Annotated in this window: 19 protein-coding genes; 10 read left to right on the forward strand and 9 right to left on the reverse strand. The window is 42.6% G+C overall.

What is annotated here, in order from left to right:
- The first annotated feature begins 119 nt into the window (after window positions 1–119).
- Complete coding sequence (locus WH95_RS21875; protein ID WP_052742095.1) at window positions 120–380, forward strand: DUF1674 domain-containing protein; 261 nt, start codon at window positions 120–122, stop codon at window positions 378–380.
- 53 nt (window positions 381–433) lie between these two features.
- On the forward strand, window positions 434–715 hold the full coding sequence (locus tag WH95_RS16320) for a chorismate mutase (RefSeq protein WP_046509274.1): 282 nt from the start codon (window positions 434–436) through the stop codon (window positions 713–715).
- Between the two features lie 8 nt (window positions 716–723).
- Here WH95_RS16320 and WH95_RS16325 read toward each other — a convergent pair whose 3' ends face one another.
- On the reverse strand, window positions 724–1,680 hold the full coding sequence (locus tag WH95_RS16325; RefSeq protein WP_245622990.1) for a DMT family transporter: 957 nt from the start codon (window positions 1,678–1,680) through the stop codon (window positions 724–726).
- A gap of 169 nt (window positions 1,681–1,849) precedes the next feature.
- On the opposite strand from WH95_RS16325, the gene pdxR reads away from it, so the two are divergent.
- From pdxR to WH95_RS16340, 3 genes are all read left to right on the forward strand, one after another.
- Complete coding sequence (gene pdxR, locus WH95_RS16330; protein ID WP_046509276.1) at window positions 1,850–3,388, forward strand: MocR-like pyridoxine biosynthesis transcription factor PdxR; 1,539 nt, start codon at window positions 1,850–1,852, stop codon at window positions 3,386–3,388.
- Window positions 3,389–3,540: 152 nt separating this feature from the next.
- Window positions 3,541–4,329, forward strand: a complete 789-nt coding sequence (locus tag WH95_RS16335; RefSeq protein ID WP_046509381.1) for an HAD-IIB family hydrolase — start codon at window positions 3,541–3,543, stop codon at window positions 4,327–4,329.
- On the forward strand, window positions 4,329–5,288 hold the full coding sequence (locus tag WH95_RS16340; RefSeq protein ID WP_046509278.1) for a LysR family transcriptional regulator: 960 nt from the start codon (window positions 4,329–4,331) through the stop codon (window positions 5,286–5,288). The genes WH95_RS16335 and WH95_RS16340 overlap by 1 nt, the downstream gene beginning before the upstream one ends.
- Window positions 5,289–5,365: 77 nt before the next feature.
- Here WH95_RS16340 and pgsA read toward each other — a convergent pair whose 3' ends face one another.
- A complete protein-coding gene (gene pgsA, locus WH95_RS16345) occupies window positions 5,366–5,923 on the reverse strand; it encodes a CDP-diacylglycerol--glycerol-3-phosphate 3-phosphatidyltransferase (protein WP_046509280.1) in 558 nt (185 codons plus the stop codon).
- A gap of 198 nt (window positions 5,924–6,121) precedes the next feature.
- Here pgsA and WH95_RS16350 point away from each other — a divergent pair, with 198 nt between their 5' ends.
- Entirely contained in the window at window positions 6,122–6,742 is a 621-nt protein-coding gene (locus WH95_RS16350) for a DUF2062 domain-containing protein (protein ID WP_046509282.1), read from the forward strand.
- A 140-nt stretch (window positions 6,743–6,882) separates the two neighbouring features.
- On the opposite strand, the gene WH95_RS16355 is transcribed toward WH95_RS16350, so the two are convergent.
- On the reverse strand, window positions 6,883–7,137 hold the full coding sequence (locus tag WH95_RS16355) for a DUF1344 domain-containing protein (protein ID WP_046509284.1): 255 nt from the start codon (window positions 7,135–7,137) through the stop codon (window positions 6,883–6,885).
- Window positions 7,138–7,429: 292 nt separating this feature from the next.
- Here WH95_RS16355 and WH95_RS16360 point away from each other — a divergent pair, with 292 nt between their 5' ends.
- Both WH95_RS16360 and WH95_RS16365 read left to right on the forward strand, forming a co-directional pair.
- Entirely contained in the window at window positions 7,430–7,855 is a 426-nt protein-coding gene (locus WH95_RS16360) for a GFA family protein (RefSeq protein ID WP_046509287.1), read from the forward strand.
- 3 nt (window positions 7,856–7,858) lie between these two features.
- Window positions 7,859–8,554 carry a DUF2461 domain-containing protein gene (locus WH95_RS16365; protein ID WP_046509289.1) on the forward strand — a complete coding sequence of 232 codons (696 nt, stop codon included), beginning with the start codon at window positions 7,859–7,861 and terminating at the stop codon, window positions 8,552–8,554.
- A gap of 230 nt (window positions 8,555–8,784) precedes the next feature.
- Here the strand turns inward: WH95_RS16365 and WH95_RS16370 are convergent, their stop codons facing one another.
- From WH95_RS16370 to WH95_RS16385, 4 genes are all read right to left on the reverse strand, one after another.
- Window positions 8,785–10,197 (reverse strand): DUF2779 domain-containing protein, encoded by a 1,413-nt coding sequence (locus tag WH95_RS16370; RefSeq protein WP_046509291.1) that lies wholly within the window; start codon window positions 10,195–10,197, stop codon window positions 8,785–8,787.
- A 247-nt stretch (window positions 10,198–10,444) separates the two neighbouring features.
- A complete protein-coding gene (gene drt3b, locus WH95_RS16375; protein ID WP_046509293.1) occupies window positions 10,445–12,562 on the reverse strand; it encodes an antiviral reverse transcriptase Drt3b in 2,118 nt (705 codons plus the stop codon).
- The gene (gene drt3a / locus WH95_RS16380) at window positions 12,552–13,904 is read right to left on the reverse strand and encodes an antiviral reverse transcriptase Drt3a (protein WP_046509295.1); all 1,353 of its coding nucleotides are present in this window, start codon (window positions 13,902–13,904) and stop codon (window positions 12,552–12,554) included. The genes drt3b and drt3a overlap by 11 nt, the downstream gene beginning before the upstream one ends.
- 372 nt (window positions 13,905–14,276) lie before the next feature.
- Window positions 14,277–14,642, reverse strand: a complete 366-nt coding sequence (locus tag WH95_RS16385) for a winged helix-turn-helix transcriptional regulator (RefSeq protein WP_046509297.1) — start codon at window positions 14,640–14,642, stop codon at window positions 14,277–14,279.
- A 200-nt stretch (window positions 14,643–14,842) separates the two neighbouring features.
- Between WH95_RS16385 and WH95_RS16390 the strand changes: the two genes are divergently transcribed.
- The gene (locus WH95_RS16390) at window positions 14,843–15,787 is read left to right on the forward strand and encodes an SDR family oxidoreductase (RefSeq protein ID WP_046509299.1); all 945 of its coding nucleotides are present in this window, start codon (window positions 14,843–14,845) and stop codon (window positions 15,785–15,787) included.
- A gap of 74 nt (window positions 15,788–15,861) precedes the next feature.
- On the opposite strand, the gene WH95_RS16395 is transcribed toward WH95_RS16390, so the two are convergent.
- Complete coding sequence (locus WH95_RS16395) at window positions 15,862–16,179, reverse strand: antibiotic biosynthesis monooxygenase family protein (protein WP_046509301.1); 318 nt, start codon at window positions 16,177–16,179, stop codon at window positions 15,862–15,864.
- Window positions 16,180–16,284: 105 nt separating this feature from the next.
- Between WH95_RS16395 and WH95_RS16400 the strand changes: the two genes are divergently transcribed.
- On the forward strand, window positions 16,285–17,181 hold the full coding sequence (locus tag WH95_RS16400; protein ID WP_046509303.1) for a LysR substrate-binding domain-containing protein: 897 nt from the start codon (window positions 16,285–16,287) through the stop codon (window positions 17,179–17,181).
- 64 nt (window positions 17,182–17,245) lie between these two features.
- Here the strand turns inward: WH95_RS16400 and acs are convergent, their stop codons facing one another.
- On the reverse strand, window positions 17,246–19,186 hold the full coding sequence (gene acs / locus WH95_RS16405) for an acetate--CoA ligase (RefSeq protein ID WP_046509305.1): 1,941 nt from the start codon (window positions 19,184–19,186) through the stop codon (window positions 17,246–17,248).
- Window positions 19,187–19,456: the final 270 nt, after the last annotated feature.

Below are 19,456 nucleotides of genomic sequence, written 5' to 3' on the forward strand. Positions count from 1 at the left end.
CTTGATGAAATATTGATGGGGTCGGGGCAGGGTGCTTTTAACGCTGGCGCGACAAGATGCGTAATATCTTTTGGTCTGAAGGCTTGGCATTATCATCGTGACATGCCATATGAATAGCTATGACACGATCTTTTACGACACATACACCTCAACAAAAAGCTAGGAAGAATCATTTCCCGGCTCCGGGTGATATTACATCTGGTGCCAAGCGCAAGAAGGTGACGGCTGATGACCTTGATAAGGCTATGGAAGCCCGCCTTTTACGTGAAAAGCAATTGATGGAAGGCTTGGATAAAAAGCCTGAAATCGGTGGGCCGAGTGGACCGGAGCCAACACGCTATGGTGATTGGGAGCGCAAGGGTATCTGTGTCGATTTTTAAGCCTGATTTATTTGCATCGTTTTTAATTCTTAAAGTTGGAGTAACGAATAGTTATGGAGCTTCTTAGCCCTTATCGTCGGCGCATTGATGATCTTGATGATCAAATTATGGAGCTTTTTTCGCAGCGTTTTGCAATTATTCGCGAAGTTGCAGAGTTAAAAAACAAACATAATATTCCGGCAGTATTGCAAGACCGCGTTGATGAAGTTCGTGAAAGAAATGCTGCGACTGGTGCTGAAAAGGGTATTGATCCAGACTTCGTTCGTAAGCTCTATACCTTGATTATTGATGAATCCTGCGATCTGGAAGATCGTTTGATGGGGCATAAAAAATAACTGCCCCCTCAGCTTGGTCTGGTTCTCAAGCCAAGTCTTTTTATTGGCCTTAAATTTACCAAAGCTACACCGAACACGGTCATGGCCATACCGATCAGCGCGGTGGATCTGAAGGTTTCATCGTAAAGTACCCATGCCATCAGTGCTGCGGTTGGAGGCACAAGAAAGAACATACTTGAGACTTTTGACGCAGCGCCTTTGCGGATCAGGACATAGAGTAAGCTTATCGCCCCGACTGATAGAACCACCACTAACCAGAACATGGCAAAGATCATTTCCCCGGTCCAGTTTATGGTCATACTTTCGGTGAAATAAGCGAGGATGCCGGTGGGAATTGACGCGGCGGTATATTGAATCACTGCGCCCGTGCGCAAGTCCATCTCGCCACAGAAACGTTTCTGGTAGACGGTGCCTATTGAAATGCCAAACAAAGCAATAACAGCAATACTGACGCCAAGTGGCGTGCCTAAGCCATTTTCAAGTTTTGCCCAGACGACCAAGATTACGCCGCTGACACCAAGGAAAAGGCCTACCCATTGTCTGATCGTGATTTTTTCTTTCAAGAAAATGCCAGCAGTAAAGGCAACCAATAGCGGTTGAATCCCGACGATTAGTGCTGCGACACCCGCCTGGAGGCCCAATTCAATCGACGCAAAAACACCCCCCAGATAGAGCGCGTGCAGCAAGATGCCTGCCATGGCGATATGCACTGTTTGCATCAGAGTTTTGGGCCATTTTGCTTTCCAGATAAAAGAAATAAGCAAAAGAAGACCAACTGCGATGAGAAACCGCGTGGCCAAAAGGGTCATTGTTTCTGCGTAAGGCAGTGCCATTTTGGCGAAGACAAAGCCAGTTGACCAAATTAAAACAAAGGTGCCGGGCGCAAGTATAGCGAGGATGTTGTTATTTTCTTGCGGAGTTTGTGTCATGAGGCTCGGCTTTGTAGCAGGAAGATAATCTTTCATAGCAAAGATCTATGTCTTCTGCAGTACCGATATTGTCAGGGTTCAATTTGTCGGGATGCAAGCGGTACACATTCGCTTTGGGCGGTTGAAAAATATGACATTTGAAAATCGGTTCTAATGTTTTAATACTTATGTTTTCAACTATAAGGGCCAATTTTGAGGGTTAAGAATGGTTGGTAAGCCAATTAATACGCCATTACTAGATTTGGTTTTGGATAGAACCAGTAGTGATTCCCTCCAAAGTCAGCTTTTTTCTCAACTGAGAGAAATGGTGTTAAGTGGCCGATTGCAATCAGGGGAAAGGTTGCCGTCAACCCGTGCCTTGGCAAAAGAGTTGGCGTGTTCTCGAAATACAGTATTGGGGGCTTTTGACCAGTTACTTGCCGAGGGATATCTGGAAGGTCAAAGTGGTTCGGGCACTTATATTTCCAATGAGTTACCTGATGACATCGGGTTGGTGCCCGCAAAAACATCTTCTTATTCACAAGTACCCCCCAGCATTGGACAACGAGGGCTTTCCAGACGTGGGGAGCACTTGGCCATAATGCAAAAAGAGAAACGAGCTCATAAAAACTATCCGGCATTTTCTCCGGGGATGACGGATGTTGAATCTTTTCCTTTCCCGCTTTGGGCGCGTTCTCTTTCTCGTACCTGGCGTTATCCAAAGGATGACTTGCTTCGGAATCCTGATCCTTGTGGGTACATTCCTCTGCGGAAAGAAATTGCCGATTATTTACGTGTCGCCCGGGGAATAAAATGTGATTGGCAGCAAGTCATGATCACATCCGGTGCCCGGCAAGCTACTGACTTCATGGCACGGATTTTGTTGGATTCAGGAGATACGGCCTGGTTTGAAGAGCCTGGTTATCCGGGACTGAAGGGGCCTTTGCATTCCGCCGGAATAGAGATGGCCTTTGTCCCAGTTGATGATGAAGGCTTGTCTGTTCAAACGGGGCGTTCGATGGCAAAAAATGCCCGAATGGCAGTTGTTTCGCCATCTCATCAATACCCATTAGGGATCGTGATGTCGCTAAGACGACGGCTAGAGCTTCTTGACTGGGCCGAAGAAAATGACGCGTGGATATTGGAAGACGATTATGAAAGTGAATTCAGATTTTCCGGTAAGCCGATCTCTTCGTTGCAGGGACTGGAAGCAGAAAGAAGGGGGCATTTGAAAGGGGCGTCCCGGGTTGTTTATCTCGGTTCATTTTCCAAAGTGCTGTTTCATGTTCTACGTCTGGGGTATCTCGTTGTGCCTGATCATCTGGTTGATGCTGTCAGGTCTGCGCGGATGCTGATGGATGAACGTTCTTCTTTGTTGGCCCAACCTGCTCTTGCGGATTTCATGGCCGAAGGTCATTTTTCATCACATATCAGGCGTATGAGAAAGGTTTATGCACAACGTCAAAAAATGCTTGTTGATGGTATAGAAGAATATTTATCTGATTATCTGGAAATCAATCCAAATATTGCCGGATTACACATTACTGCCTATTTCACGGATAAGGCAGATAAAAGAACGACAGATCGTGAAGTTGTTGCCGCAGCAGACAAAATGAACATCTCGGCGTCTCCCCTGTCTCTTTTTTATAATAATAAATCAGTTGCCAGACAGGGACTGTTGATGGGGTATGGTGCATGCCGACAGGGCGAGATTGAATCCGGCTGTAAGCGATTGGCGTCGGTGTTTAAAAAGCTAACGGAGTAGGTTGAACATTTTATCGTTTTGATCATTTTGGCAATACTGTGGACCTATGCTTTTCTTTTTTTATTTCCCGCTGTACACATAAATGCCGACATAAATGTATTGGTATATTCTGGGGCGTGATTGGCAATCTTAGCCCTATCAATGGTGAACAGATGAAACCCTTAAGTGATTTTCCTCAGGCTGAAAAAAGCCAAATTCGTTACGTTCTGACAGACATTGACGATACAGTGACGACCGATGGTTTGCTGCGTGCAGAAAGTTACGCCGCTTTGGAGAGCTTGAACAAAGCGGGGTTTAAAGTTGTTCCTATTACGGGTCGGCCAGCTGGATGGTGTGATCATTTTGCCCGAATGTGGCCTGTGGATGCGATTGTTGGTGAGAATGGCGCATTTTACTTTCGCTATGACCATCATGCCAAAAAAATGACCTGTCGCTTTTGGAAAGAAGAAAAAGAGCGAGCAGAAGATCGCAAGCGTATTAATCAGTTGCGTCAGTCAATTCCCCTCAAAGTTCCAGGGGCTGGGATCGCATCCGATCAAGACTATCGGGTCGCCGACCTTGCGGTGGATTTTTGTGAAGATGTTGTTCCCTTGGGACAGGAATCAATTGATAAAATTGTCTCTCTGTTTGAAGAGGCGGGCGCGAAAGCCAAAGTTAGCTCAATTCATGTGAATGGGTGGTTTGGGAATTATGATAAACTGTCCATGACAGAAGTCTTGTTTCAAGAGGCTTATGGCCAGAAGCTGGATCAGGTTTTGGATCAGGTTATTTTTTCTGGCGATTCACCAAATGATTCCCCCATGTTTGCCCGATTCCCGCATTCGGTTGGTGTTGCGAATGTGCAAGATTTTGTTGGCAGGATGTCACATAACCCGACATGGATTACACGCGAACGAAGCGGTAAAGGCTTTGTCGAGCTGGCGAACATGTTGTTGGGTTGATGTCTGATTTTGATCTTGATCTTCGTGCGCTGGATATTTTTGTCACTGTTGTAGAAACGGGTGGAATGACAGCCGCCTCAGAGCACAAGGAGATTTCTCAGTCTGCTGTTTCCCAAGCTGTGGGTGCTCTTGAGCGAAAAATGGCCGTGCAGCTTATGGATCGCTCGGTGCGTCCTCCGGCCTTGACCCCGGCTGGGCGAACTTTGTTTGAACGCGCCAAATCCTTGTTGGACACAGCGCGGGAAACATCTTTCCTTGTCAGGGCATATCAACAAAGATCGCTACCAAGACTTAATATTGGAATGGTTGATTCCTTCGGGACGACGGTTGGCCCTCATCTTGTCAGGGGGCTTATGGATGAAGCAGTGGAATGGTCCGTTTGGTCGGGGCTGACAAAGCTTCATTTCAAGCGGCTTTTTACGCGCGAAGTTGATGTGGTCATAACCGAAGGTAGCATTCCATCAGATGAACGCATTATTTCGCACCGCTTGTTACAAGAACCGTTTGTTTTGGCGTTACCCGGGAATTATCAAAAGCCCGTTGAAAGTCTGAATCAATTGAATTTGGATTTACCATTGGTACGATATAGTTCTCGGTCATTGACCGGGATTAATATTGAGAATCATCTGAGGTCACTTGATATAATTGCACGGCGACGTTTTGAATTTGATACGGCAGATACGACCCTGGCGATGGTTGCCGTAGGCATTGGTTGGGCTATTACGACGCCCTTGTGTCTGTTACAGGCTAAAACGCACCTGAACAATATCCGTTGTGAACCACTGCCAGGTCCTGCTTTTTCGCGCAGCTTGATGCTGGCCACGCGTCGTCATGAACTTGAATCGCTGCAAAAGATGATAAGCGATATATCTCGCGATACTCTCACACAAAAGTGCATGCCGGAAATCGCGCAGTTTGCACCGTGGGTCATAGACGACATTGAAATAGGCGAAGCGTAACAACGCGAGAATCTTCAGGCTGACGCCTGGTTTTTATAAAGATACTCACAAACAGATAATAAGTCAGCGCAGGTGCTCTAGCCGGCTTCCCGCATGGATTTGATATAGCCAAGGGCGTAGTCAATACCGGACCATGCTGTCACAGCCGTTGCAATTGCCAATAGCCAGAACGATACCTGAACCGTATCCATATACTGGCTGAAAAAACCGCTTAGGGCATAGAGACCGACGGTCCAGACCTGTGCACAGGCCTGTACGATGGCTTTTATCTTGCCGCTGGACCTTGCGGCCATGGTAAAACCTTGCTGCTGGGCAAAGATTCGCAAATAAGAAACAACGATGTCACGGGTGATGATAATGGCGACGAACCATACTGGAATCCAGCCGATACCCAGAAAGCCGATAAAGACCATAGCACGATAGAGGCTGTCGCTCATGGGATCGATGATCATGCCAAGTTTGGTGACCTGACCATAACGACGGGCGATATGACCGTCTGCCATGTCTGAAATCTCTGCAATCATCATGACAACAATCGCTGCAAGTAAATATGCCTGCGTTCCCTGAAGGAGAAGATAAATGACGATAAAACCTGCGCCACTTCTAAACACACTAAGCCAATTGGGAAGATTCATGCTGTTGCTGCCCTTTGCATGAGATAGTTTTAAGGTCCTCTGGTTTCCGCTATCTCGCGAAAGGCGGATTTTTGTCCGTGGACTATAGATAATTTTGGTTTATAACAGTCGCTAAGAGCGGTCACAAGGACCATAAAAAAAGATCGTTAAAAAACGATACGAAAAAGGTGGTAACAGAGGGCGTTTGTAAAAAACTAAATGAGATTCTGGTTTAAGAAGAAAATTCACGCCCGAAATAAGAAGGAAACCATTGCTGGTTTGCTTCGTCTTCTCTATTTCCGTCTCGTAATCCCCGTTTTACGATCTGTTGACCAGCCCGAAATCGTTGCCCGAGGCGTTATGATGGGCTTGGCACTTGGCATGACACCAACGGTTGGTATTCAGCTTTATAGTGTTTTTATTGTCTGGTGGCTTTGCCGATATGTCGTCAAATGGCAATTTAGTCTGATTATTGCGATGGCCTGGTCCTGGCTTTCTAATCCCATTACCATGATACCGCTGTATTATCTTTATTATATAACAGGGCGCTTGATGCTGCTCGATTTTGATGGTGAGCAGGATTTTGAGAGCTTTTCGCGTATGATGGGGGAACATCTAACGCTGGAAGGTGGTATATGGGAAACTATTGTCGAGGTTTCTCACTTTATGCTGGAACAGGTCGGAACCTCAATTTTAGTTGGGTTTATACCCTATAGCTTGGGGTTAGGTGCTTTGGGCTATTGGATATCTTTTAAATTAGCGACACGCTATGCCGAGGCTCGTAAGAGGCGTCTTGCAGGATCCCGCGAAAAGCTTAAAAACTCTGAACAAGAGAACTAAACTTCATTCAAAAATGCCTGAAAAGAATAAGCCAACCCAGAAATGAATAAACCGATAAGGGGCGAATGGGGTTTGGTTTCGCTGACTTATCGGCTTATTCAGGTAACGATGTGTGCTTGTTTGCTCAACAAGCTGATAGATTAAGAAGCTGGTGCAATGTTTGTTACCAGATTTTTGCCTTCTTTCTCATCATAAGTCAGAACAACTTCTGTACCTGGCTCCAGACCTTCTACTGTCAGGCCGTTGACAAGCTCCATCACAGTACCGTTTTCAAGAATAATTGTGTTTGTTGCCGGATCTGCGGTCATTACACGACCTGTCATTTCAGCAGCACTTGCGATTGATGCAGATGCGATAAGACCAAGAGCAATAACACTGGAAATTAATTTTTTCATTGTCTGTTCCTTTGTTGACAAATTGATTGCGTCGATAAGCAAAAGTTAAGTTCTCGCCGGGCATTTGAGAAGGAACAAGAAGAGGACAAAGTTGGGTACATCTTTCGAGCATTCCTGTGTCAGAAAAGGGGTAAGTGTCTGAAATATGGCAACTATCGTCTATTGTCGCCACGATCTCTTCTGAAACAAGGCAGCGGGATGACATTCCATTAATTACTTGCCATAATTAAGTCACTTTTATTTTGCAAGTTAGTTGGGTATTTGATCAAAACCACACTAAAAGGAAATTTGAATGACTGAAAAAATCGAAGGTGGGTGTCTGTGTGGCCAGGTCCGATATCAGGCGAATTGTACAAAGCCGCTTTTTAAAGTGAATTGCCATTGTCGCGATTGTCAAAGATTGAGCGGGAGCCCTTATGTGGCGTTGGTGGGGGTGAAGGAAACCAGCTTTACTGTCACAGGGGATTTGAATTGCTTTGAGCATCAGGGCGGAAGTGGTGGTGCGATGAAAAGCTATTGCTGTTCGAAATGTAACAGCCGAATCTACGGGACCCCGGAAATTGCGAAAGGGATGGTTTTGATTATAGCAATGAGCCTGGATAAACCTGAATCCTATTCAGCTGACGCAGATATGTTTGTTAAACAGGCTGTGTCTTGGGATATAATGAATAGTGAAATTCCAAAGTTTGACGGCAGCATGTTTAAACGAGGGGGATAAAAAATGAGCACTGACTTTCCCGGCTTTCCCAAAGCAGGGTTTGAGTTTCTGGAAGATCTAAAAGAAAACAACACTCGGGATTGGTTCGCTGAAAACAAAGCGCGCTATCGGGAAACGTTACAGGATCATTTACTGGATTTTATTCAGGCAATGGTCGAGCCTTTAGCCGAAATTACCCCTCATTTTGTGGCCGATGCCCGTCGTAATGGCGGGTCGATGTTCAGAATTCATCGTGATATCAGATTTTCGAAAGACAAGCGGCCCTATAAAGAGCATGCGGCGTGTCATTTCCGTCATTCGTTGGGCCGGGATGCCCATGCACCGGGTTTCTATGTTCATCTGGCAACGGATGAAGTGCTGTATGGCGGCGGAATCTGGATGCCGCCAAGTGATGCGCTTTATATGATCAGGCGGGCAATCGTTGATCGTCCGAAAGAATGGGACAAGGTTTTATCAGATCCGGCGATCCGCGATGTTTTTGGCGAAATCGGTGGCGATGGGCTCAAGCGTCCGCCAAAAGGTTTTTCAGCTGACGAGCTACATATTGAGGATCTCAAACGCAAAACCTTTTTCCTGATGCACCGGACAACACCCAAAGCAGCTCAACGTCCCGAGTTTTTAAACGAAGTTGTTGAAGGCTTTAAAACGGCCGCGCCGCTGATGAGATTTCTGTGTAAGGCCGTTGACGTTCCTTTTTAGGTGGTATCAATCAGAATAGCTAGGTCTAACGAAATGCAATCATCTGTCTCAAACCATAATACTTGCGACTAATAAATCAGACCATGATTTATAGCTACTTAGTTCCATTAGCCGACGTTCGGCTATTGAATATTAATACCATAATTAGGGGGAATTTTTAATTTTATAAACTGATTATTTATTTTAAAGGGAGGACCAGTTATGTTGAATTATTATTATAAATCATTGAGTTAAAGCTGTATCAAAAAGCGGTAAATCTCGACCATAGCAAAGGTATCCATCTCACAGTATGAAAGAAGCGCTTTCGCTTGAATTTTAGTTTCTATTTCTGGAAAAGCAATCATTTTCTCCCATGCGTCCATAGCAGAAGTGCCATCTTGTATATTTAACTCCTTAAAATCAAGATGAGGACAAATAATAGGTAATACTTTCTTGATCGATGTCGAGCCGTCAAAATGTGCATCAACATAAGCTAATTTAAACACATCCTCCAGATTAACCAGCCGGGAATTTATGTCATTTAGGAAGTTACGTTTTTCGGGATACCATTTTGCCATTTCCTGATTTTGCTTTCTTTCGAATGATGCATGCCAAGAAACAATGCTTCCAGTTTCTCCAAAATCCTCTTCCATCTGCTCAATTAAATTTAATGGTAATTTTGCTTCATGTTGCAAAAAATCCTTATGAGTTAAAGTTCCATCTTTTTCTAGAATATGAAGTGAGTATTGGATTGGAAAATGTTTGTGTGGTGAAACTCCATCAATCAAGGGAACTGCGGAGGCATATGTTTCGTAGTCAAAAAAATACAGTGGATATTGATATTCCTTCAGGGTGTCCGATATTTCGGTTCTATCAATTTGAGGCTCCCCTGATTGTGCAGATCTTAATACGCGGGTTTGTATTTCCGACAGTAAATAATTAACTGGTACATCCTGTAAATTCATTATCCCTGCCATTAAAAATTCTTTCCGTTTTTTCGGGCTTAGCCTTGGCAAGTTATATATGGATTGATTTGATATATCCGGATTGAAATACTCAAAGGTATCACAGTGATGAGCTTTTGACTTGTAGATACAGCTACACCTTTTCAGGTCAATTTTAGCCTTAGCCAAAAGATGTAAAGCTTGATTTATTTCTGTAGAAGTTTCTGCGTAGATTTTACGCACCTCATCAGTTACATCTTCGAAGATGAGTAAAGATTTTGGATTTATAGCTCCTTTACGTACATATTTTCCATTTAAATAAATGAGAATTATCTTATCTATTTTTTGGCCACTTCTTTCAGCTGTAATAGTTTGGAAACAGGCGTCTTTTATATGATTATTATTTCCACTTTTCTTTATGCTAGTAGAGGACTTAACTTCATATAAACAAGTTTGACTCTTGGCATTAACCTCAAAACAGTCGATTTTTGTTAACAGGCCGTCATTCGACCGAAAGGTTTTATGATAACTTATAGTGCTATTTCTTGAGGCTTCGAAAAGAGTGTGTACGTACTCCATAACTTCGTCACTCTCGCGAGTCAGCTTTTGCATAAAAGCAGTGAAATTACCGTCTGGATAATTTTCATTATCTTTCTTGTACACCCAAAAGGATTTTGGACAGCTCAAGTAATGAATGAAATTTGTCTTCGTAAGTTCCATATTTTTGCTATCATTCGAATTAACATAAATCAGGCCACCCAGAATTTCTTAATTCTCCCTATTTTTAGTTAGGTAATGATTAGGCCCTTGTAAAATCAAAGCTGGGAAACTGCAAAAAAGGGAGTAAATATGCTTAAAGCGGCTCACCATGGCCGCTTTAATTGGTTATGCTGTTTTAATCCAGCAATACCATACGCATGTGTGTGAACTGTCTAGGACAATCCGTAAGTTAGGTGATTGCGTAAATTTAATATACCTCTTGGCTTTGCTTAGCGTCTAGCTCTTTTCCAAAATTGAAATTATCCCAATTGGTAAACCATAATTGTCGACGTCCAGATTTTGATTTGAAATTAATAATATCGTTTTGAGTAGAGAGTTCTGTAACATTGAAACTACTCAAAATTTTTTGTTTGGTTGATTTACTAACATATGGACATGAAATTATATCAAGAGCTAACATAGTCATTTCAGCCTCTTTGAAGCGTGTTTTCTTTTTTGTTTCGACTTTAAATAAAGCGATTTTCTCGATTTTCTTTCTTAAATGATCATATCTCTTTTTATTTCTCATATAAAATAATGATACTGTTATAGAGAAATAATCAAAGTTCCTTTCTACCTCTTCAATTTTTTCAGGTTCAAGGCCTAAATATTCAATTAATGCAGATTCCTCTAGCCAGAAATCTTTGCCTAATTGTGTTAAAGCAATAAGGAGGTAAAGAGTTTCAATTTGAGAATAGCCGATTTTGTTGTTCTTCTTTATAACGAAGGATATTTCATCAAAAATTAATTTGTGAATTTGATTACTATATTCTCTATTCTTCATTCCCAGGAGAAATTCACAAATTGATCTAATTACCCGGCATAACCTGATGGTTGTATTAACCTTTGGGGAAACTGTATAAATGAAAAAGACGAACTCAAGTATATGTAATAATGCATTAACTAACTGACGTTCACTATGCGTGGTTTTTTCTACAAAATGATAGTTATATAGTATTTTTTCAATTTTTTTCTCAATCACTGCAAATGTGTAATTGAGCATATCTTTGTAATCTACATTATTAGTTTTTATAATGGTTTTAAAGGTGGTTATAAGGCGGTTAGCATTAACAGATATTGAACCTACTGTTTTTATTTCACCGCAATCATCACTCACCTCTTCACATTTATATTGTAGACTTTTACTTAAAAATTTCGAGATTTGATTTTTAGCAATAGTGATGTCAGTAATAATTGGCTTATTAAAATCTTCTGCTTTATTTGAATTTAATGAAAGTTTATACTCTTTAAGGGCGATTTGTAGTTCATTGACTATTAAAGTCTTATCTTCAGCATTATTATAGAAAATGAAATAATCATCAACATAACGATATATTTCATAATCGTGTTTAAATTTTAATTTATTGGGTGTTTTCTTAAGTCTTTCTTCTAGATTACGGTCAACTCTTTGAAGAATGATTTCTGCAAAAACTCTCGAGAATTCAGGCCCGATAACTATGCCATTAGTTTCACCATAATGTAGGCGTTGCATTAGTTTATCGAAGCGACCACTAAAGCTATTATTGGCCTTAGTGATAAATTCCTTAGAAGCGCTTTTACCAATAACAGCCCAAACTATTGAGTGGGTATAAATACTATCAAAACACTTTGATACATCCAATTTTTCTAAGTTATCGTATCGCTTTTCACATTTGTGATATAAAAATGATTCATAAAACTTATAAATATTACTGATTTCTTTGTACGAAAAGAACGATTTTAAATTTTCGTGTTCTTTATTGTGCTCTTCAATAATACTATCGATTTCAGTATTCGCTAATCGGCTAAAATGAAGTCGATCTTTCAAAAATTTATATGTTGAAATTTTATTGGGTCTTCTTAAAGAAAAATTGCTAAGTGAGGTATAGTATAAAATTGTTTCTTTATGGCGATCATAAAACTCGATCACAGACATTTGGCTTCGCGGATGCGGTATGGTCAATTCTCTAAATTCAGACTTTTTGTGATTTATTTTGAAGCTAAACGGGGTTAGATTTGTATGTGCACTATCCCCTTTCCCAGGTGCACCATTATTGAATACCTCAAATGTGGTCTCAAAACCTTTAATTTCAATTTTTTTGTCAGCAACTTTCTTAGGATTCAAAGGTAAAGAAAAAAGAATATGCATCAATGAGTTAAGTGCTTTACTGCCTTTCTTCCAGCGAAGTGAAATGTTATTGTCAGCATTGATACATTCAATCTTGTTTTCTAAGACAAAGCTATAAAAATGGCGGTTTGAAAATGAAAGAGGCACTTCATAGGGTAATACATCTGACAGAAGTGTCCGTTCTTTCTTATATTTAATATTCAATTTTCTAGCGGACATATTTCCATACCTCCACTATTTGTTCTAATTCACTGGGCTTAAATTTATAGAATCTTATTTTTTCAAATCCTTCTATGAAAGATTGCTTAAAAATCGTTGATTTTAAATATTTAGACTGAAGCACTGAAGTCTTAGATTTGAGATGATCATCAAGTTCCTTTAAATCCTGAATTCCTTTTTTACAAATAAGAGGATTGGAGAAATATATCCCTGAAACTACATTTTTTTTGTTGTTTACAAGGCGGGTATTCGCAGCAAGAAATTTCAATCGATTAACTAGTAATTTTCGGGATTGTCGTTCTGAATTTTTTCGACTGTATAAATAATCACTAAAAGCTAAATTAATTCTAGTTTTGTATCGAGTTTTCTTCTTCTCACTTAACCCAATGGACACATTTCCTGCATCAACCTGAATTTTATACCCAAGATATTCAAAAAAAAATTCATTTGATGGATGCGATCTAATTAATCGTGTTTTTGCACTATTATATTCTAATTTAAGCGAAGAAATTTGAGTTTGGAAAAATCGCCCAACGTCAATTGGATTTCCATTAGCTGGTGGACAAAAAATGAAAATAATATCGTCGACATACCGCGCGTAATAAATGACGCCAGGAAAGCGATAAATCTCCATATCCAACTTTCTCATGTATAGCTCAGATAAATAAGCACTTAATCCTATACCTCGGGGTATTCCTTTTGGGCTTCCGGATAATTTACCGTATTCATACAGAACCTTTTTTATTATCTTCTTAGTACTAATCGATAGATATGGGTCACCATTTATTTTACTTATAAGCTGGTCTCTAGGTATGTTTTCATAAAATCCAACTATGTCTGTTTTTACAATATACTTTGGGAATTTATCGCTTAACAATTCACGTAATTGGCAAATTATATGATGGCGATTACTTTGTTTTACCTTATAGATTCTGCGAATATTGTATTGAACTTGCCTTAATGTAAAATATGAAACAGCTTTATCTTCTATTGTATAAGCGGCCTTCCCCATTCCAATATCAATTTCTTTTATTTTGATATCGAGATCAGAGTGAAGTGCTTCATCAGAAATTTTTTCTAGCTCTTCACCAATCTTTGCCTCTCTCTGTTCTTTAAGTTGCCTTAATTCTTCACCTAAAGCTTCAAGATCTTCGATATACTCTTCAGCTGTAAGTTCATTTTTTTTAGATTTGTGATTTTCATATTCGTTTTTTTTCCTTTGAACCTCTTGAGTAATCTCAAGCAATTCAGGAAAAAACCTTTTCTCCAAATAGTTACCTTTTCGGTTCTCTATATCGAATATTTTTCGAAAATTCTTTGGTGAAAATGATTGGTCAAGCATGAGTAACCCTGATCCTGTGCTCACACTTAACTGGCAAGAAGTATTCATCACTGTGAAAATTATTGTTCGAGTACAAGGTATCTACGCGACCCCACAAACATTTCTCTGTTACTGCAATATTCTCTACCTGCGCCATATGCTGTTAAATTCTTTCTCTTCGATCTATTTTTAAATCGGGCAATATGTCCGCTTTGGGTTGGTTGCGGAAGTTCGGTAATAATTCAAACATTATATAAAATTGACTGATGCACAACCTTTGGTGTTATTGCGTTTGTAAATTAATCGGACGTTTTCTTGACGCTGTAGTAGTTTCAAAAGCCCGATAAGTGCGGTTTGAAGCTCTGATGATTGCAGTTCATTCAAACTAGTTGATCAACCAGATGTTTCGTTCTCGGAAGTCTCTTTGTTCAACGCATCCAATGGTATCTTGGTGCCCTCAATATATTCCAGCCCCCAGGTTGTTACTTCGCGGATAAGGGGGCGAAGTGCCTGTCCCTTTGGGGTGAGGCGATATGCGTAGCGCGGCGGATTATCCTGATAGGACTTTTTCTCAACAATACCTGACTGTTCGAGGCGCTTGAGACGATCCGCAAGGATGTTGGTGGAAATTTTCTCGGGAGAACTCAAAAGTTCTTTGTATTGGCTTTTGCCAAAATGCATCAGATCGCGAATGATCAGAAGCGTCCAGCGATCACCCAGGATTTCCAGTGTTTGGGAAATGGGACAGCTTGATCGCATTGGTCACCTTCTGGTTGGTTATCTGGTGTGTTGGCAGAGAGAAAATCGCCACATTGATAGTCTATCATTTTATTGGATTCAAAATAAAAACAATATGCTCAGCAGCCTGTTCCAAAAGAAACCGTCTGCGTCTTTTTGTTTCTTGATTGACCTGAACAAGAAAGAGATAAGGGAGGTCTAATCTAAAGGGAGTTTTTGGAATGTACCTTGTGGCAGATGCAAGTGGCCCCATTGGACGCGCGGTAACAGAACAGTTGGTCGGACAGGGGCAACTGGTTCGGGTTTTGACTGCGGATGCAGCCTGTCGCGATTTGTGGCGTGGCCGCGGGGTTGATGTGAACGAAGGTGATCCCAAACATGCATCCAGTTGGGCAAAGGCGCTTTCCGGTGTGCAGACACTGATTGCTATCTTGCCGCCTTTTTTGAGTGAAGAAGGTTTGCTTGGGGCGGCGGATGGCTATCGTTCTGCTTTGGTTGAGGCACTTTCTTCCGGCGGTTCAGATTTTCGGGCTGATCATGCGCAAAAGATAAAAATCGTGCTGTTGTCAGCTATGGGGGCAGAGAAAAAAATTGGCTGGGCCAAAATACTTGGACAGTTGGAAAGCGAGCTTAAAAGCTGTTGCAAAAATCTGACGATCATCCGGACGGCTTTTATCATGGAAAATCTGGCGTCTGGTATGGCGATGGCCAAACACCATTCGGTATTCCCCAGCTTTTTTATTGAAAAGCAAAACTATGCCATGGTGGCACGAAACGATCTTGTCTCCGTTCTGGTTTCAGCAGCCCTTGATCCGCTTGATGGCTATAGCCTGTTAGAGCTTCACGGGCCGGAAGCTTACAATCTGGACGACATTGTTGAAGCCGGGCGGAATGTTCTCAACAAGCATATTGCATCTCTGTCATTACCCCAGAATGACTGGCTTCAGATTATGATTGATCAGGGGTTGGATGAAAATGCTGCGTTGATGTGGCGCGATTACTACACGCAGATGAATCTCGGAAACATTACAAGCGATCCAAGCGCAACCCCGATTGCCGGGGAAAGCAAGCTTTCGGATGCTCTTTTTCAGGTCTGGAAGTTGATGCGACAAAAAGAGCGTGCGGCAATCGACCCGGAAAAGAAAATATATGAAGGTTTGGTCTAGAAAGACCAGAGAAAAAAAAATGGTATGCCGATTGGTGGCATACCATTTTGTAATTTATAGTCGCTAAAAGTTCTCTAGCGAGTGAAACTTATGTGGCATGACTCTTGGTGCGGTGCCAAAACATCTATCTTCAAGCTGCTCATATCAATAAGGGCGATGAGGTTTTGCAAAGACTGTTTGTTTGCCATCAAGTCGTTTGATTTGTGGGCATCTTCTTTGGTGTCCCAATAGTAAATATCTATCCATAGGCCGGCATCATCTTTTAAGAGAGACTGATACCTAAATCCGGGTAGTTTTTCGAGGTCGGGAACCATTGCCTGAACAGCATCGATCATCTGTTGATCTGTCACGTTTGGCGCGGATTTCCAGCTCACAATCTCTACAACATACATCGTCTTGTCCTTTTGGCTTTTATGAATGACGGGGCATCATATTGCCTAAATAAACAAGAACAATTAGCATAATTGGTAATTGTTTATTCTCATTTTGGAACGAATATGGATTCCTTTCAACGCGCCTTGATTTTTAAAACGGTCGTGGAAAACAAGACAATGGCAGCAGCGGCTCGCATTATGAGCGTCAGTCCATCGGTTATCAGCAAGCGGATTACCGAACTGGAAACGGCGATGGGGGTACAGCTGTTAAGGCGAACTACTCGACGTATTACCTTGACCGAAGCGGGAAGTAATTTTTATCACCGTATGGTTTCTCTGCATGGTCAGTGGCAGACCCTTTTGGATGAAACACAGGATTTGGGGAAAAGTCCGCGAGGTCGTCTTACCCTTGCGGCACCGTCCCCTTTATTGAACAGAGTTTTGTTGCCCAAGTTGGGAGCATTTTTAAATCAAAACCCTGATATAGATGTTGAGTTTAAATCTGCTGCGTATGAGACTTTGCCTTTAGCCGGAGTTGATCTTTCGTTGGCGCGGCAGATTGATGACCTAGATTCCATGGCTTACGTTGGTCAGCGATTGTGTCGCTATTATAACCAGCTTTTTGCCAGTCCGGATTATCTGGCCGCGAGCAAACCTCTGTCTGAAAGCAATGATTTGCGATCACATGCATGTTTATTGTACGGAGAAAACACAAAGGCGACGACTTGGCATTTTCGATGTGATGATACTCAAGATGCCTCTGTTGACGTTTCCGGGCGGATTTCCAGTAATAATACAGAAGCTTTGATTGCCGCAGCTTGTCAGGGGCAGGGCATTGCCTATATCCCGGAATTGATTATCCAGGACGAAGTTAAAAGGGGTGGCCTTGTTCCGGTATTACCGCATTTAAGAAGTAAAACTTTTGAAATGTGGTTCTATTATCAGAAGCTTGATTTTGTCCCTTTGAAACTGCGTGTGTTACTAGATTTTTTGAAGCAACAATGGAAAGACCCAGCATGATAAAGGCGGCCCAAAGAAAAAGGCAGCTCTGGTAGAAGCTGCCTTTGATAAAGCGAAGAATGATTTATTTATTCATTCTGTTTTCAATCAGGTCATCAACGACCGACGGGTCAGCCAAGGTAGAGGTATCCCCCAAGCTGCCATAATCGTTCTCGGCAATTTTACGCAAAATACGGCGCATGATCTTGCCAGAACGGGTTTTTGGCAGTCCCGGTGCCCATTGCAGCATATCAGGTGTCGCAATCGGACCGATTTCTTTTCTGACCCAGGTCACAAGCTCTTTACGCAACTCATCACTAGGTTCTTCACCCGCATTCAGCGTTACATAGGCGTAAATGCCCTGGCCTTTGATGTCATGCGGATAACCAACCACAGCTGATTCAGCGACTTTAGCATGGGCCACAAGGGCTGATTCAACTTCGGCTGTTCCCATGCGGTGGCCGGAAACGTTGATCACATCGTCAACGCGTCCGGTAATCCAGTAATAGCCGTCTTCATCGCGGCGACAGCCGTCCCCGGTGAAATAAAGACCGTCATAGGTCGAGAAATAGGTCTGAACAAAGCGTTCGTGATCTCCGTAGAGTGTCCGCATCTGTCCGGGCCAAGAGTCAGAAATGCAAAGGTTGCCTTCGGTCGCGCCTTCCAATGGTTTCCCGTCGTTATCAACCAATAGCGGCTTCACGCCAAAGAAGGGCCGTGTTGCTGATCCCGGTTTCAGCGGTGTTGCCCCCGGTAAAGGTGTAATCAGAATACCGCCGGTTTCTGTTTGCCACCAAGTATCAACAATCTGACAGCGACCTTCACCAACAACCTGATGATACCACATCCATGCTTCTGGATTGATCGGCTCACCAACCGTACCAAGAAGACGGATTGTTGATCTGGATGTTCGTTTAACGGCTTCCAAGCCCTCACGCATCAAGGCACGGATCGCGGTTGGCGCAGTATAGAAGATATTAACCTTGTGTTTGTCACAGACTTCCCAGAAGCGCGAAGCTGTTGGGTAGTTTGGAACACCTTCAAAAACAAGTGTTGTTGCACCGTTGGTCAGTGGGCCGTAAACGATGTAGCTGTGGCCGGTAATCCAGCCGACATCAGCCGTACACCAGTAAATATCGCCGTCATGATAATCAAAGACGTATTTGTGAGTCATTGATGCATAGACGAGATAGCCGCCAGTTGTATGAAGAACGCCTTTGGGTTTTCCGGTTGAGCCGGATGTAAAAAGAATGAAAAGCGGGTCTTCGGCCTTCATTTCTTCCGCAGGGCACTCTTTGTCAGCTGCAGCACAGGCTTCATCCCACCAGACGTCGCGTTTGTCGTTCCAGTCGATATCACCACCAGTGCGTTTAACAACAAAAACGGTATCGACATCAGGACAGGACTCTAGTGCTTTATCGGTATTGGCCTTAAGGGGCACTTTGCGCCCACCGCGCAAACCTTCGTCAGCGGTGATCACACAGTTGGATTCACAGCCTTGAATTCGACCGGCCAGCGCATCTGGTGAAAAGCCACCAAATACAACGGAATGAACGGCACCAATTCGGGCACAGGCCAGCATCGCATAAGTGGCTTCGGGGATCATCGGCATGTAGATGGTGACACGATCACCTTTCTTCACGCCGCGGGCTTTCATGGCATTGGCGAAACGGCTTACGTTATCGTGAAGCTGTCCATAAGTGATGTACTCATGCTCGCTGGGATCATCACCTTCCCAGATAATTGCCGTGTCATCTTTTTTTGTCGGCAGGTGGCGATCAATGGCGTTATAGCAAACGTTTGTTGTGCCATCTTCATACCAGCGAATGTGCACATCGCCGGGGCCATAGTTGACATCTTTGACTTTGGTAAAGGGCTTAAACCAGTGAATGCGTTTACCATGTTCAGCCCAAAATGCTTCGGGATCTTCGATGGATTGCTGGTACATTTCAAGGTAGCGGGGTTCATCAACCCAGGCATTCTGGGCGAGGTCTTCCGGAACGGGGAAAACAGTGGCGTCCGACATTTTTCGGTCTCCCTATTATTATTTATTGTTGCGCTGCTTTATTTTTATCAGCGGTTTTTTGTTCGCAGGGATTATTTACGGAATTTCCTGATTTCTCAAGGGTAATTTGGAAATAATCGATAAGGTGTTGTCCTGTTAATGAAAATTATGTTGCGATGCAGCAACTGTTGTTGTTCACATCGGCCTTTGTTGTTGGACAGGGGCCAAGCCTGAGTAACAGAAAAAGGATTAAATTAAGTAAGGGGGGCAGGGAAAACCAAGATTATGATA

The sequence above is a fragment of the Kiloniella litopenaei genome, assembly GCF_000982415.1.
Taxonomy (GTDB): Bacteria; Pseudomonadota; Alphaproteobacteria; order Kiloniellales; family Kiloniellaceae; genus Kiloniella; species Kiloniella litopenaei.

What these genes read in the sequence shown, in the direction of transcription:
- WH95_RS16390 (WP_046509299.1), top strand. Translation starts at nt 14,843, where the DNA reads ATGTACCTTGTGGCAGATGCAAGTGGCCCCATTGGACGCGCGGTAACA.
- pgsA (WP_046509280.1), bottom strand. Translation starts at nt 5,923, where the DNA reads ATGAATCTTCCCAATTGGCTTAGTGTGTTTAGAAGTGGCGCAGGTTTT.
- WH95_RS16355 (WP_046509284.1), bottom strand. Translation starts at nt 7,137, where the DNA reads ATGAAAAAATTAATTTCCAGTGTTATTGCTCTTGGTCTTATCGCATCT.
- drt3a (WP_046509295.1), bottom strand. Translation starts at nt 13,904, where the DNA reads ATGCTTGACCAATCATTTTCACCAAAGAATTTTCGAAAAATATTCGAT.
- WH95_RS16360 (WP_046509287.1), top strand. Translation starts at nt 7,430, where the DNA reads ATGACTGAAAAAATCGAAGGTGGGTGTCTGTGTGGCCAGGTCCGATAT.
- WH95_RS16340 (WP_046509278.1), top strand. Translation starts at nt 4,329, where the DNA reads ATGTCTGATTTTGATCTTGATCTTCGTGCGCTGGATATTTTTGTCACT.
- WH95_RS16320 (WP_046509274.1), top strand. Translation starts at nt 434, where the DNA reads ATGGAGCTTCTTAGCCCTTATCGTCGGCGCATTGATGATCTTGATGAT.
- WH95_RS16365 (WP_046509289.1), top strand. Translation starts at nt 7,859, where the DNA reads ATGAGCACTGACTTTCCCGGCTTTCCCAAAGCAGGGTTTGAGTTTCTG.
- WH95_RS16335 (WP_046509381.1), top strand. Translation starts at nt 3,541, where the DNA reads ATGAAACCCTTAAGTGATTTTCCTCAGGCTGAAAAAAGCCAAATTCGT.
- drt3b (WP_046509293.1), bottom strand. Translation starts at nt 12,562, where the DNA reads ATGTCCGCTAGAAAATTGAATATTAAATATAAGAAAGAACGGACACTT.
- acs (WP_046509305.1), bottom strand. Translation starts at nt 19,186, where the DNA reads ATGTCGGACGCCACTGTTTTCCCCGTTCCGGAAGACCTCGCCCAGAAT.
- WH95_RS16350 (WP_046509282.1), top strand. Translation starts at nt 6,122, where the DNA reads ATGAGATTCTGGTTTAAGAAGAAAATTCACGCCCGAAATAAGAAGGAA.
- WH95_RS16370 (WP_046509291.1), bottom strand. Translation starts at nt 10,197, where the DNA reads ATGGAACTTACGAAGACAAATTTCATTCATTACTTGAGCTGTCCAAAA.
- WH95_RS21875 (WP_052742095.1), top strand. Translation starts at nt 120, where the DNA reads ATGACACGATCTTTTACGACACATACACCTCAACAAAAAGCTAGGAAG.
- WH95_RS16395 (WP_046509301.1), bottom strand. Translation starts at nt 16,179, where the DNA reads ATGTATGTTGTAGAGATTGTGAGCTGGAAATCCGCGCCAAACGTGACA.
- WH95_RS16325 (WP_245622990.1), bottom strand. Translation starts at nt 1,680, where the DNA reads ATGAAAGATTATCTTCCTGCTACAAAGCCGAGCCTCATGACACAAACT.
- WH95_RS16400 (WP_046509303.1), top strand. Translation starts at nt 16,285, where the DNA reads ATGGATTCCTTTCAACGCGCCTTGATTTTTAAAACGGTCGTGGAAAAC.
- WH95_RS16385 (WP_046509297.1), bottom strand. Translation starts at nt 14,642, where the DNA reads ATGCGATCAAGCTGTCCCATTTCCCAAACACTGGAAATCCTGGGTGAT.
- pdxR (WP_046509276.1), top strand. Translation starts at nt 1,850, where the DNA reads ATGGTTGGTAAGCCAATTAATACGCCATTACTAGATTTGGTTTTGGAT.